The 13,883-nt window shown below is 71.3% G+C and carries 11 protein-coding genes; 5 read left to right on the top strand and 6 right to left on the bottom strand.

What is annotated here, in order from left to right:
• Positions 1-15: 15 nt before the first annotated feature.
• On the bottom strand, positions 16-444 hold the full coding sequence (locus LIV37_RS04930; RefSeq protein ID WP_020866000.1) for a PPOX class F420-dependent oxidoreductase: 429 nt from the start codon (positions 442-444) through the stop codon (positions 16-18).
• Positions 445-563: 119 nt separating this feature from the next.
• Here LIV37_RS04930 and LIV37_RS04925 point away from each other — a divergent pair, with 119 nt between their 5' ends.
• Positions 564-968 carry a roadblock/LC7 domain-containing protein gene (locus LIV37_RS04925; RefSeq protein WP_020865999.1) on the top strand — a complete coding sequence of 135 codons (405 nt, stop codon included), beginning with the start codon at positions 564-566 and terminating at the stop codon, positions 966-968.
• 98 nt (positions 969-1,066) lie between these two features.
• Entirely contained in the window at positions 1,067-2,029 is a 963-nt protein-coding gene (locus tag LIV37_RS04920) for a DUF6397 family protein (RefSeq protein ID WP_020865998.1), read from the top strand.
• 75 nt (positions 2,030-2,104) lie between these two features.
• On the opposite strand, the gene LIV37_RS04915 is transcribed toward LIV37_RS04920, so the two are convergent.
• Together LIV37_RS04915 and LIV37_RS04910 are read right to left on the bottom strand one after the other, a co-directional pair.
• Entirely contained in the window at positions 2,105-2,995 is an 891-nt protein-coding gene (locus LIV37_RS04915; protein WP_020865997.1) for an acyl-CoA thioesterase, read from the bottom strand.
• 61 nt (positions 2,996-3,056) lie between these two features.
• Complete coding sequence (locus LIV37_RS04910) at positions 3,057-5,585, bottom strand: DEAD/DEAH box helicase (protein ID WP_020865996.1); 2,529 nt, start codon at positions 5,583-5,585, stop codon at positions 3,057-3,059.
• Between the two features lie 136 nt (positions 5,586-5,721).
• On the opposite strand from LIV37_RS04910, the gene LIV37_RS04905 reads away from it, so the two are divergent.
• On the top strand, positions 5,722-6,513 hold the full coding sequence (locus LIV37_RS04905) for a metal-dependent hydrolase (RefSeq protein ID WP_020865995.1): 792 nt from the start codon (positions 5,722-5,724) through the stop codon (positions 6,511-6,513).
• Between the two features lie 113 nt (positions 6,514-6,626).
• On the opposite strand, the gene LIV37_RS04900 is transcribed toward LIV37_RS04905, so the two are convergent.
• Positions 6,627-8,408 carry an ABC transporter ATP-binding protein gene (locus LIV37_RS04900; RefSeq protein ID WP_020865994.1) on the bottom strand — a complete coding sequence of 594 codons (1,782 nt, stop codon included), beginning with the start codon at positions 8,406-8,408 and terminating at the stop codon, positions 6,627-6,629.
• Positions 8,405-10,390, bottom strand: a complete 1,986-nt coding sequence (locus LIV37_RS04895) for an ABC transporter transmembrane domain-containing protein (RefSeq protein WP_020865993.1) — start codon at positions 10,388-10,390, stop codon at positions 8,405-8,407. The genes LIV37_RS04900 and LIV37_RS04895 overlap by 4 nt, the downstream gene beginning before the upstream one ends.
• Positions 10,391-10,549: 159 nt before the next feature.
• Between LIV37_RS04895 and LIV37_RS04890 the strand changes: the two genes are divergently transcribed.
• The gene (locus tag LIV37_RS04890) at positions 10,550-11,290 is read left to right on the top strand and encodes a L,D-transpeptidase family protein (RefSeq protein WP_121825813.1); all 741 of its coding nucleotides are present in this window, start codon (positions 10,550-10,552) and stop codon (positions 11,288-11,290) included.
• Between the two features lie 106 nt (positions 11,291-11,396).
• Here LIV37_RS04890 and LIV37_RS04885 read toward each other — a convergent pair whose 3' ends face one another.
• The gene (locus LIV37_RS04885) at positions 11,397-11,837 is read right to left on the bottom strand and encodes a MarR family winged helix-turn-helix transcriptional regulator (protein ID WP_020865991.1); all 441 of its coding nucleotides are present in this window, start codon (positions 11,835-11,837) and stop codon (positions 11,397-11,399) included.
• A gap of 138 nt (positions 11,838-11,975) precedes the next feature.
• On the opposite strand from LIV37_RS04885, the gene LIV37_RS04880 reads away from it, so the two are divergent.
• Positions 11,976-13,859, top strand: a complete 1,884-nt coding sequence (locus LIV37_RS04880; RefSeq protein ID WP_020865990.1) for an ABC transporter ATP-binding protein — start codon at positions 11,976-11,978, stop codon at positions 13,857-13,859.
• Positions 13,860-13,883 lie beyond the last annotated feature (24 nt).

Raw genomic sequence — 13,883 nt, 5'->3', positions numbered from 1 at the left:
TTCGGTCGAATCTCGCTACTCGGCGATCCCGGAGAGCGCGAGCACCTTGTCGATGCGCACCCTGACCAGCAGCTCGCCCGGCACGCCGTTGCGGGCGCCGTACTCCTCGGCCCGGTCCTCGCCCATGTAACGGGCGGCGATCCGGGTGGCCCAGTCGCGGACCTGCCCCAGATCGTCGATCAGCTCGGCGCGCCCCCGCAGGGTGACGAAGGCGAACGGCGGCCTGTCGTCGTCCACACAGACGGTGAGCCGGCCGTCCCGGGCCAAGTTGCGTCCCTTGACCGTCTCCTGACCTGTGTTGAAGACGAGGTCGTCACCGTCGAGCAGGAACCACACGGGGGCGAGGTGCGGACTTCCGTCGGCCCGCACGGTCGCCAGCTTCGCGGTGCGGGTGCCCTCCGTGACGAACTTCTGCCACTGATCCTTGGTCATGTTCTGTGCCATGTCCCCATCCTGCGTCAATCAGCGCACAAGCGTGGGGTGCCGGGCGGGGCGGGTTGCCCAGACGGCGGCAGTGAGAAAGGCTGGCACGCAGCTGAAGGGAAATCGGGGAGGAATCGGATATGGCAGTGAACAAGGGGCTCGACTGGTTACTGGACGACCTGACCGAGCGGATCGCGGAGATACGGCACGCACTGGTGCTGTCCAACGACGGGCTGGTGACGGGGGCGAGTTCCACACTGGTGCGCCAGGACGCCGAGCACCTGGCCGCGGTGGCCTCCGGGCTGCACAGCCTCGCCAAGGGGTCCGGGCACCACTTCCGCACGGGCCGGGTGCGGCAGACGATGGTCGAATTCGACGAGGGCGTCCTCTTCGTCACGGCGGCGGGGGACGGCAGTTGTCTGTGCGTGCTCACCGGGCCGGACGCGGATGTGGGGCAGGTCGCCTACGAGATGGCGCTGCTGGTCAACCGGGTGGGGGAGCACCTGGGAGTCGAGGCCAGACAGGAGAGCGGCGCACCCAGCTGATGCCGCGCGGAAGTTATCCACAGGCCTGACCGAGCCTCTTGCTTCGCGGCTATCGTCGTCACTGTCAGTGATTGAGGCAGTGCGGGGGAGGACGTCGCATGGCAGTGCGGGTGGATCAGGAGCTGCGGGAGAGCCAGGGGCCGTGGAGCCCGGAGCGGCTCGGTGAGCCGAGCGTACCGGGACGGGCGAGCGGGCCGGGAGACCCTGGCGGGCCGGCGGGGCCGGGCGGATCGGGCGGGAGCGTCGCGTTCGGCGCGGCGGCCCGGGCGCTGGGGCTCGACACGCGGGAGTTCGAGCTGGCCGTTCAGTTGGGGGAAGTGCGCACCGTCACCACCGGTCTGGGCCGGCGGGTGGCGTGCGAGGAGCTGAGGCGCGTGACCGCCGCCGAGGGCTTCCCGGAGGCGCTCATCGCCCGTCTCCGCGTGGTCGGCACGGCGGAGGGCGCGGAGCTGCTCGGCATCACTCAGGGGCGGCTGACCCGCCTCGCGCGCGGGGGCTTCTTCGCCCCCGTCCGGTTCTATGTCAATCGCTATCGGGCCGTCGTATGGCTCTATCTGGCCTCGGATCTGACCGAGTTCGCCGTCAGGCAGCCGGAGTTGCTGAGCGGCCGCACCCCGCCGGGGCTGAGCGCGGCACTGGCCGCCGGGGAGGACTGGCGGGCCGCCAAATGGCGCAGCCGAAGGATCGTCCAGTTGCTCGCCCAGACCGAGGACCCCTGGGAGCGGGCCGCGGTGCCGGCCTCGGTGCTGGGCTCCGTCGAGCTGGCCTCGGCCGTGGCCGATCCTTATGAGCGGGCCCATCTGCGGGAGCTCCGTCCCGCGCTCGTGCGGATGCGTCCCGAGGCGGGCACGATCCGGGATGTCATCGCCACGGTGGTCACGGCGGACGACCCACGGGAGATCCGGCGCTATCGGGCCGCCCTCGCCTCGTCGTTGGACGACGCCCGCCGGGCCCGGCCCGCGCCGCGCCCGGACGCCGGACCGGCGTCGGTGCCCGATGACCGCATCCCGGTTCCGGGCCGCCCGCGGAGCCTGTGGCGGAAGCTGATCGGCAGGCGATGAGCCACGGCACGGCACGTCCCTGTGGGGCACACCACGGTGCGGCACACACCACCATGCGGCACACAACGGTGGGGCTCAGCCGCCGTCCGCGGCACCTTCGGCGGGCGGCAGCGGGCGGAACAACCCCTCTTGCACCACGGATACGAGGAGCCGTCCCGCACGGTCGTAGATCCGGCCGCGCGCCAGACCCCGGCCGCCCGTGGCCACGGGCGACTCCTGCTCGTAGAGAAACCACTCATCGGTGCGGAACGGCCGGTGGAACCACATGGCGTGATCCAGCGAGGCCATGTCGAAGCCCCGTGGCCCCCACAGCGGTTCGACCGGCACCCGCACCGCGTCCAGCAGCATCATGTCGCTCGCATAGGTGAGCGCACAGGTGTGCACCAGCGGGTCGTCCCCGAGCGGCCCCACCGCGCGCATCCATACGGCGCTGCGCGGTTCCGCGCCCTCGAGCTCCTCGTCCGTCCAGCGCAGCCGCTCCACATAGCGGATGTCGAAGGGCTGCCGGCGCTCCATGCGGGCGAACGCCTCGGGGAGCGTGCCCAGATGGGCGCGGACCTCGTCGGCGAGGGTCGGCAGACCCTCCGGCCCGGGCACGTCCGGCATCGGCAGTTGCTGCTCGATACCCGACTCAGGAGAATGGAAGGAGGCCGTCAGATTGAAGATCGTCCGACCCTGCTGGATGGCGACGACCCGGCGGGTGGTGAAGGAGCGCCCGTCCCGGACCCGTTCCACCTGGTACACGATGGGTACGCCCGGCCGACCCGGCCGCAGGAAGTACGCGTGCAGCGAGTGCACCGGACGCTGCCCGTCGGTGGTCCGCCCGGCGGCCACCAGAGCCTGGCCCGCCACCTGTCCGCCGAACACCCGCTGCAGTGACTCATCGGGGCTGCGGCCGCGGAAGATGTCCAGCTCGATCCGTTCCAGATCGAGCAGATCGACCAGGCGCTCGGCGGGATTGGTCATCACTGGTGCTCCTTCACTGAGGGGGCCGGTCCGGCACCCGGTGTGGACCGCGTCCAGGAAGTTACAGTTGGCCCACGTCGGTGACCCGGACCACCGCCCGGCCCTCCTCGTCGGAGGCGGCGAGATCGACCTCCGCCGAGATGCCCCAGTCGTGGTCGCCGTTCGGGTCGTCGAAGGTCTGCCGCACCCGCCACAGACCGTGCTCGGGGTCCTCCTCGATCAGCAGCAGCTTCGGCCCGCGGGCCTGCGCTCCGGTGCCGAGCTCCTCGTACTCCTCCCAGTACCCGTCCAGCGCCTCGGCCCAGGCGTCCTCGTCCCAGCCGGAGTCGGAGTCCATCTCCCCGAGCTCGGCGACCTTGTCCAGCGCGGCCAGCTCCACCCGGCGGAACATGGCGTTGCGCACCAGCACGCGGAAGGCGCGGGCGTTGGCGGTGACCGGCCGGACCTGGTCGGCGCGCTCCTGCGCCTCCTCCGCCGACTCCTCCTCCGGGTTGGCCAGCTGCTCCCACTCGTCGAGGAGGCTGGAGTCGACCTGCCGCACCATCTCGCCGAGCCAGGCGATGATGTCCTGGAAGTCATCGGACTTCAGATCGTCCGGCACGGTGTGGTCCAGCGCCTTGAAGGCGCCGGCCAGGTAGCGCAGCACAATGCCCTCGGTCCGCGCCAGGTCGTAGAACGAGGTGAACTCGGTGAAGGTCATCGCCCGCTCGTACATGTCGCGGATCACCGACTTGGGCGAGAGCGGATGGTCGCCGACCCATGGATGGCTCTTGCGGTAGAGCCCGTACGCGTGGAAGAGCAGTTCCTCCAGCGGCTTGGGGTAGGAGATGTCCTGGAGCCGCTCCATGCGCTCCTCGTATTCGACGCCGTCGGCCTTCATCGCGGCCACCGCCTCACCGCGCGCCTTGTTCTGCTGCGCCGCCAGGATCTGCCGGGGGTCGTCCAGCGTCGACTCCACGACCGAGACCATGTCCAGGGCGTAGGAGGGCGATTCGGGGTCCAGCAGCTCGAAGGCGGCCAGCGCGAAGGTGGACAGCGGCTGGTTGAGCGCGAAGTCCTGCTGCAGATCCACCGTCAGCCGGACGACCGGGGCGCCCCCGTCCTCGCCGTTGGCGCCCTGCGGCTTCACCTGCTCGACCACCCCGCCGTCCAGCAGCGAGCGGTAGATCGCGATCGCCCGGCGGATGTGCCGCAGCTGGTTCTTGCGCGGCTCGTGATTGTCCTCCAGCAGGTGGCGCATCCCCTGGAAGGCGTTCCCGGGACGGGCGATCACCGAGAGCAGCATCGCGTGGGTCACCCGGAACCGGGAGGTGAGCGGCTCGGGTTCGGAGGCGATGAGCTTCTCGAAGGTGTTCTGGCCCCAGCTGACGAAGCCCTCCGGCGCCTTCTTGCGGACCACCTTGCGGCGCTTCTTCGGATCGTCCCCGGCCTTCGCGAGCGCCTTCTCGTTCTCGATGACGTGCTCGGGCGCCTGGGCCACCACAAAGCCCGCCGTGTCGAAGCCGGCGCGTCCGGCCCGGCCCGCGATCTGGTGGAACTCCCGGGCCCGCAGCGTCCGCACCCGCTGACCGTCGTACTTGGTCAGCGCGGTGAACAGGACGGTGCGGATGGGCACGTTGACGCCCACGCCCAGGGTGTCCGTACCGCAGATGACCTTGAGCAGCCCGGCCTGCGCCAGCTTCTCCACCAGCCGCCGGTACTTGGGCAGCATGCCCGCGTGGTGCACGCCGATCCCGTGCCGGACGTAACGGGACAGGTTGCGGCCGAACTTGGTGGTGAACCGGAAATTGCCGATCAGCGAGGCGATCTCGTCCTTCTCGGCGCGCGAGCACATATTGATGCTCATCAGCGCCTGGGCCCGCTCGACCGCCGCCGCCTGGGTGAAGTGCACGATGTAGACGGGCGCCTGCTGGGTCTCCAGCAGCTCGGTCAGCGTCTCGGTCAGCGGCGTCGTCCGGTACTCGTAGCTGAGCGGCACCGGCCGGGTCGCGGACCGCACGACGGCGGTGGGCCGCCCGGTGCGCCGGGTCAGATCCTCCTCGAACCGGCTCACATCGCCGAGCGTCGCCGACATCAGGATGAACTGCGCCTTGGGCAGCTCCAGCAGCGGGATCTGCCACGCCCAGCCCCGGTCCGGTTCCGCGTAGAAGTGGAACTCGTCCATCACCACCTGGCCGATATCGGCGTCCTTGCCGTCCCGCAGGGCGATGGACGCCAGCACCTCGGCCGTACAGCAGATGACCGGCGCGTCCGCGTTGACCGACGCGTCGCCGGTGAGCATCCCGACGTTCTCGGTGCCGAAGAGCTTGCACAGCTCGAAGAACTTCTCCGAGACCAGGGCCTTGATCGGCGCGGTGTAGAAGGTGACCTCGTCCCGGGCGAGCGCGGCGAAGTGGGCGCCCGCCGCCACCAGGCTCTTGCCCGAGCCGGTGGGGGTGGAGAGGATCACGTTCGCCCCGGACACCACCTCGATCAGCGCTTCCTCCTGGGCGGGGTACAGCGAGATGCCCCGTTCCTCGACCCAGGTGGAGAACGCCTCGAAAAGTGCGTCGGGGTCGGCGTCGCTCGGCAGCTGATCGATAAGAGTCACGCACCTATACTGCCTGGTTTCCCCGCCGGGACGGGAACCGGCTGTACGTGCGAAGATCGTCCGCCGCTAGGCTGTGCCGGGCCGAAGCAGTCAACTCCCGCTCGGAAGCGGGAAAGAACAGGGGCGGGGTACGACCATGATGGGACCGGCGCATTCGCTGTCCGGGGCGGCGGCCTGGCTGGGGGTGGGGGCGGCGGCCGCGGCGGCCGGCCACGCGATGCCCTGGCCGGTGCTGGTCGCCGGCGCGCTGATCTGCGCGGGAGCGGCGCTCGCCCCCGACCTCGACCACAAGGCGGCGACCATATCGCGCGCCTTCGGGCCCATATCACGGGCGCTGTGCGAGGTGATCGACAAGATCTCGTACTCCGTCTACAAGTCGACCAGGAAGGCGGGCGACCCGCGCCGCTCCGGCGGCCACCGAACCCTGACCCACACCTGGGTATGGGCGGTGATGATCGGTGCCGGAGCCTCGGCGCTCGCGATGGTCGGCGGGCGCTGGGCGGTGCTGGGCATCCTCTTCGTACATATGGTGCTGGCCGTCGAGGGCCTGCTGTGGCGGGCGGCGCGGGTCTCCAGCGATGTCCTGGTGTGGCTGCTCGGGGCGGCCAGTGCCTGGATCCTCGCCGATGTGCTGCACAAGCCCGGCAATGGTTCGGACTGGCTGTTCAGCGCACCGGACCAGGAGTACCTCTGGCTCGGGCTGCCGATCGTGCTCGGCGCCCTGGTCCACGACATCGGGGACGCGCTCACCGTCTCCGGCTGCCCGATTCTGTGGCCCATCCCGATCGGCCGCAAGCGCTGGTACCCGATCGGTCCGCCGAAGGGGATGCGGTTCCGGGCCGGCAGCTGGGTCGAGCTGAAGGTGCTGATGCCGGTCTTCATGCTGCTCGGTGGCATGGGCGGACTGGCCGCCCTCGGCGTGATCTGAACCCCGGACGGGACCGGGGTGGCCCCGGCCTGGAACGGGGTGGCCCCGGACTGGACCAGGGCGCCCCCGGAGGGCAGCGGGGTGGCCACGCCGGGGCACGGCCACCCCTCCTGCTACTGGTGCCAGGAGCGCCACAGCGCGGCGTACGCCCCGTCCGCCGCGACGAGTTCGTCATGGCTGCCCAGTTCGGTGATCCGGCCGCTCTCCACCACGGCGATCACATCCGCGTCATGCGCGGTGTGCAGCCGGTGGGCGATCGCGACCACGGTCCTGCCCTCCAGCACCCGGCCCAGCGACCGCTCCAGATGGCGCGCCGCCCGTGGGTCCAGCAGCGAGGTGGCCTCGTCCAGCACCAGCGTATGCGGATCGGCCAGCACCAGCCGGGCCAGCGCGATCTGCTGCGCCTGTGCGGGGGTGAGCGCGAGACCGCCCGAGCCGACCTCGGTGTCCAGGCCCTCGTCCAGCGCGCGGGCCCAGCCATCGGCGTCGACGGCGCCCAGCGCCGCCCACAGCTCGGCGTCCTCGGCGAAGGCGCGGGCCAGCAGCAGATTGTCCCGCAGCGAGCCCACGAAGACATGGTGTTCCTGGTTGACCAGGGCCACATGTTCCCGGACCCGCTCGGCCGGCATCCGCGACAGCTCCGCCCCGCCCAGGGTCACCCGGCCGGTGCGCGGGGAGTAGATTCCGGCCAGCAGCCGCCCCAGGGTGGACTTCCCCGCCCCGGACGGGCCCACCAGCGCCAGCCGCGTCCCCGGGGCCACCTTCATGGACACCTCGTGCAGCACATCGCTGCCCTCGTGGTAGCCGAACCGCACCTCGTCCGCCCGCACCTCCCGGCCACCGGGGACCACCCCCTCGTCGGCGGGGCCCTCCTCGATCTCCCGCACCCCCACCAGCCGGGCCAGCGACACCTGCGCCACCTGCAGCTCGTCGTACCAGCGCAGGATCAGCCCGATCGGCTCCACCAGCATCTGCGACAGCAGCGCCCCGGTGGTCAGCTCGCCGATCGACATCCAGCCCCGCATCACACACAGGCCGCCGATCATCAGCACCGAACCGGTGATCAGCGTGTAGCTCACATTGATCACCGGGAAGAGTACCGAGCGCAGCCAGAGCGTATAGCGCTCCCACGCCGTCCACTGCCGGATGCGCAGCTCGGACTGGGCGATCCGCCGGTCGCCCAGCCGGTGGGCCTCGATGGTCCGCCCGGCGTCCACGCTCTCGGTGAGGGACGCGGACACCGCCGCGTACCCCGCGGCCTCCGAGCGGTAGGCGCTCGGCGCGCGGCGGAAGTACCACCGACAGCCGACCACCAGGACCGGGAGCGCCACCAGCACCGCGAGACCCAGTGGGGGAGCGGTCAGGGTCAGCGCGCCGAGCAGCAGCCCGGTCCACAGCACGCCGATGGCGAGCTGGGGCACGGCCTCCCGCATCGCGTTCGCCAGCCGGTCGATATCGGTGGTGATCCGGGACAGCAGATCCCCGGTCCCGGCCCGCTCCAGCACCCCCGGGGGCAGACCCACCGACCGTACGAGAAAGTCCTCCCGCAGATCCGCCAGCATCTGCTCGCCCAGCACCGCCCCGCGCAGCCGCACCAGCCGGACGAAAACGGTCTGCACCACCAGCGCCACCGCGAACAGCGCCACGGTGCGCCCGAGGTGAAGGTCCTTCTCGCCCTGGGAGAGATCCTCGACCACGCCACCCAGCAGCTGCGGGCCGACCATGGAGGCGAGCACCGCGGTCGCGTTCACGACCATCAGCACGGTGAAGGCGGCCCGGTGCCGCCGGAGCAGCTCACGCACATAGGCCCGCACGGTGGTGGGTGTGCCGACCGGCAGCGTCGTCGCCGACTCCGGTGCGGCCGGGTCATAGGCGGGCGGTGCCACGCCGATCATGCCGACTCCTCGATCTGTTCCTCGATCCGCCCGATGTCTTCCCGCGCGATGTCCTCTCGCGCGATGTCCTTCCGCGTGATGTCCTCCAGACCGTGCCCGGTCGGCCCGGTGGGCCGACCGGCCCCCCGCACGGCGGTCTCGCCGTCCGTCTCGCGGGTGACGACCGCGCGATACGCGGGATCGGCACCCAGCAGCTCGCGGTGGGTGCCCACCCCCGCCGCCTCGCCGTCGGCCACGAACACCACCCGGTCGGCCCGGTCCAGCACCAGCGGGCTGGAGGTGAACACGACGGTGGTCCGGCCCGTCCGCAGCCGCCGCACCCCGTCGGCGATCCGCGCCTCGGTGTGCGAGTCCACCGCGGAGGTCGGCTCGTCCAGCACCAGCACCTCCGGATCGGTCACCAGCGAGCGGGCCAGGGCCAGCCGCTGCCGCTGGCCACCCGACAGCGAGCGACCGCGCTCGGTGATCCGGGTGCGCATGGGGTCGGGGTCGCCCTCGTCGGCCGCCGACGCCTGCGCCAGGGCCTCCAGCACATCGCCGCACTGGGCCGCCTCGAGCGCCTCCTCCGCCGAGACCTCCCCGGACCTCGGCACATCCAGCAGCTCGGCGAGCGTTCCCGACAGCAGCACCGGGTCCTTGTCCTGCACCAGCACCGCCGTGCGCGCCGAGGCCAGCGCCACCTCGTCCAGGGCGACGCCGCCGAGCAGCGCCGACGGCGCTCCGTCGCGGTCCCCGTCGCCCGGGCCGCCGCGCAGGGGATGTCCGCCGAGCCGGTCCGCCAGCCGACCGGCCGTGTCCGGGTCGCCGCACACCACCGCGGTCAGCACCCCGCTCGGCGCCCGCATCCCGCTCACCGGGTCGTACAGATCCCCGCCGAGCGATCCGGTGGCCTCCTGCGCTTCCGCGCGCTCGCCCCCGTCCACGGATGCGGTGGCGGCCGCGGTGCCCGCGGTGTCCGCGGTGGCCGCGCCCTCGCCGTCCGCGGGGGAGCGCCGCAGCGCCAGCACCCGGGCCGCGCGCCGCGCGGAGGGCCGGGAGAAGGAGTACGCCATGGCGATCTCCTCGAAGTGCCGGAGCGGGAAGAGCAGAAAGGTGACCGCGCTGTAGACGGTGACCAGCTCGCCCACCTCGATTCGCCCCTCGCGGGCCAGCGACGCCCCGTACCAGACCACACCGATCAACAGCAGCCCCGGCAGCGCCACCTGCACTGCCGCGATCAGCGCCCACATCCGCGCGCTGCGCACCGCCGCGACCCGCACCTCCTGAGAGGCGTTCCGGTAGCGGCCCAGGAACAGCTCCTCGCCGCCGATGCCCCGCAGCACCCGCAGCCCGGCCACGGTGTCCGAGGCCAGCTCGGTGGCCCGGCCCGCCTTCTCCCGCTGGTCGTCGGCCCGGCGCGCCGCGCGCGGCAGCAGCGGCAGCACGGCCAGTGCCAGCGCGGGCACACCAACCGCCACCACCACTCCCAGCGCCGGCTGGTAGAGCACCAGTGCCACACAGAGCGCGACGGTGGTGATCGCGGCCGCCGTGAAGCGGGACAGGGCCTCCACAAACCAGCCGATCTTCTCGACATCACCCGTGGAGACGGCGACGACCTCACCGGCCGCCACCTTCCGGGTGAGCGCGGACCCCAGCTCCACCGCCTTGCGGGCCAGTAGCTGCTGCACGCGTGCCGCCGCCGTGATCCAGTTGGTGACCGCCGCGCGGTGCAGCATGGCGTCACCCAGCGCGGTGAGCGCGGTGAGCCCCACCATCAGCGCCCCGGCCATCGCCAGCCGGGAGCCGGAGCGGTCCACCACCGCCTGCACACCAAAGCCGATGGCGAGCGGAAAGAACACCAGCGCGGCCATGTGCACCAGACCCCAGAGGGCCGCCTTGACCTGCCCGCCCAGCTGATTCCTGCCCAGCCAGTAGAGGAACCTCGGTCCTGACCGCACGTCGGGTCGGCCGGGATCGGGGTACGGAAGATCGCGAATGTGCATGACGTCCCAGGGTCGGGCAGGCGGCGGAGGGAGGGGAGGGCAGGAGACGTGCAAGGCTGGCGTTCTCGCGGTGCGGAATTCAACTGGTTTTCCCGGCACCGGCCGGAACACGCCAATCCCGCATGCCGCACTGTCCTATGCGGGTGGGACCATGGGGACATGCGAATTTCCGGCACGATGTCCTTCCGTGCGGCGGCCGCGGCCGCCGCGGCCCTCGTCCTCCTCACGGCCTGTGGCGACGGTGGTGGTGACAGCGGTGGTGACAAGGGCGCGGACCAGGGCAAACAGGCGCTGCGCAGTGGGGCGCCCACGCCGGATCCCACACGTATCCCGGAGGTGGGGGACAAGCTCCAGTCCCGGATCCCGGACCAGTCCCGTCAGGTCGTTGCGGTCTACGGCAAAGGGGTGAACTCCGGCGACGCGACCGTGGTCCTCTACACCAAGCAGGGCAAGGCATGGGAGCGGACCCGCAGTTGGACCGCGCACAACGGCAAGCGCGGCTGGACGACGAGCCATCACGAGGGCGACAAGCGCAGCCCGGTCGGGGTCTACACGCTCAGCGACGCGGGCGGTGTGCTGCCCGACCCCGGCGCCCGGCTGCCGTACACGTCGTCCGGTTCCTTCGCGGCGCCCCACTACTGGCCCAAGTCCCACTGGACGGACTTCAACTACGTCATCGCCATTGATTACAACCGCGTCAAGGGCACCTCACCGCTGGACCAGACCCGGCCCGAAGGACAGAGCAAGGGCGGCAGCATCTGGCTGCACATGGACCATGGCAGCGGCACCTCGGCCTGTGTCAGCCTCTCCAAGTCCGGTATGGAGTATCTGCTGAAGAACCTCGACCCCAAGCTGCACCCGGTGGTGGTCATGGGGGACAAGGCACACCTGGCCGCCTGAGCACGCCGCCAGGGATCTCCCGGCGGTCGCCCGGCTCCCGGCGGTGCGGTCACACGGATCCGGGCGGCCCGGTCACACGGATCTCAGCGGTGCGGTCACCCGGATCTCAGCAGCGGTGGTCCGGGGCGCCGGACAGGGTGTCCAGCAGCTCGCCCAGCGTCTCGCGCTGCTGATCGCTGAGCGGCGCGAGGATGTCCTCCGCGGCGGCCCGGCGCGCCTCGCGCAGCGCGCGCAGCGTCGAGCGCCCGGTGTCGGTGAGCTCGACGCGCACCACCCGGCGGTTGGTCGGATCCGGTATGCGGCGCACCGAGCCATGCGCCTCCAGGGCGTCCACCAGCGTCGTCACGGCGCGCGGGACCACCTCCAGGCGCTGGGCCAGGTCCGCCATCCGTGGCGGCTGGTCGTCATGGGCGACGGTGCGCAGCAGGCGGGACTGGGCGGGGGTGATGCCCAGCGGCTCCATATAGCGCTTCTGGGCGCGGTGCAGTCTGCGAGTCAGGCGCAGCAGCTGCTCCGCGACGAGGCGGGATGTCTCGGGCGTGGGCATGATCGCAGTTTATCAGGACCGGGTTCATTGTGAGTATAGGTAACAATGAGCTATGCTCTCAAAATCCGCGCCGACGCGGTCACGGCTCGACCATGCCGTCATCATCCGCGTCGGCTTCCCTGTCTCCAGAAGGAGCCCATGCGCCCCGACACATCTCCGTCATGGACACCGTCCACCCAGGAGCCCGAGCAGCCCGCCCAGGTGCGCCGCATCCTCCGGCTCTTCCGTCCCTACCGAGGCCGCCTCGCCGTGGTCGGTCTGCTGGTCGCCGCCTCCGCACTGGTCTCGGTCGCCTCGCCGTTCCTCCTCCGCGAGATCCTCGACACCGCCATCCCCGACGGCCGCACCGGACTGCTGACCCTGCTCGCCCTCGGCATGATCGCCGCGGCCGTCGTCAACAGCGTCTTCGGCGTTCTGCAGACCCTGATCTCCACCACCGTCGGCCAGCGCGTCATGCACGATCTGCGCACCGCGGTCTACGACCGGCTGCAGCGCATGCCGCTCGCCTTCTTCACCCGCACCCGCACCGGCGAGGTGCAGTCCCGTATCGCCAATGACATCGGCGGTATGCAGGCCACCGTCACCTCGACCGCGACCTCCCTGGTCTCCAACCTCACCAGCGTGGTCGCCAGCGTCGTCGCGATGCTCGCGCTCGACTGGCGGCTGACCGTGGTCTCCCTGCTCCTGCTGCCCGTCTTCGTCTGGATCAGCCGTCGCGTCGGCGCCGAGCGCAAGAAGATCACCTCGCAGCGCCAGAAGCAGATGGCGGCCATGTCCGCGATGGTCACCGAGTCCCTGTCGGTGAGCGGCATCCTGCTCGGCCGCAGCATGGGCCGGTCCGAGTCGCTCACCCAGCAGTTCGCCCAGGAGTCCGAGCGCCTGGTGGGCCTGGAAGTCCGCTCCAACATGGCCGGCCGCTGGCGGATGTCCACCATCGGCATCGTCATGGCCGCCATGCCCGCGCTCATCTACTGGGCCGCGGGCATCGCCCTCCAGGCCGGTGGCCCCGCCGTCTCCATCGGCACGCTCGTCGCCTTCGTCTCGCTCCAGCAGGGGCTGCTGCGGCCCACGGTGAGCCTGCTCTCCACCGGTGTGCAGGTGCAGACCTCCCTCGCCCTCTTCGCCCGCATCTTCGAATACCTCGATCTGCCGATCGACATCACCGAGCCCGCCGACCCGGTGCGGCTGGAGAAGGTGCGCGGCGAAGTCCGCTTCGACGGCGTCGACTTCGACTACGACAGCGCGGCTCCCGACCCCGCGAAGGGCCCCGCGAAGGGCGCCGCGAAGGCCCCCGCGAGGGCCCGTGCGAAGGGCGCGTCGAAGGGCACCCTGCGTGGCATCGATCTCACCGTCCCCGCGGGCGGCAGCCTGGCGGTCGTCGGACCGACCGGCTCCGGCAAGACGACCCTCAGCTATCTGGTGCCCCGGCTCTACGACGTGACCGGCGGCCGGCTGCTGATCGACGGTGTGGACGTGCGCGACCTCGACTTCGACTCCCTCGCCCGGGCCGTCGGCGTCGTCTCCCAGGAGACCTACCTCTTCCACGCCTCCGTCGCCGAGAATCTGCGCTTCGCGAAGCCCGACGCGACCGACGAGGAGATCGTGGCCGCCGCCGAGGCCGCCCAGATCCACGACCACATCGCCTCCCTCCCGGACGGCTATGACACCCTCGTGGGAGAGCGTGGCTACCGCTTCTCCGGTGGGGAGAAGCAGCGTCTGGCCATAGCCCGCACGATTCTGCGCGACCCGCCCGTCCTCATCCTCGACGAGGCCACCAGCGCCCTGGACACCCGCACCGAGCAGGCCGTCCAGGAGGCCATCGACGCCCTCTCGGCCGGCCGCACCACGATCACCATCGCCCACCGGCTCTCCACGGTGCGCGACGCCGACCAGATCGTCGTCCTCGACGGCGGCCGGATCGCCGAGCGGGGCACCCACGAGGAGCTGCTGGCCAAGGACGGGCGCTACGCCGCACTGGTGCGGCGCGACGCCCATCTCTCGCCGGTCGTCCCCGCTGTCTAGCGCTCTGTGGGACCTCCGGCAAGA

The organism is Streptomyces rapamycinicus NRRL 5491, from assembly GCF_024298965.1.
GTDB lineage: Bacteria > Actinomycetota > Actinomycetes > Streptomycetales > Streptomycetaceae > Streptomyces > Streptomyces rapamycinicus.
Note: the sequence above shows the minus strand (reverse complement) of the source record. Positions and strands in the feature narration are given on the sequence as shown.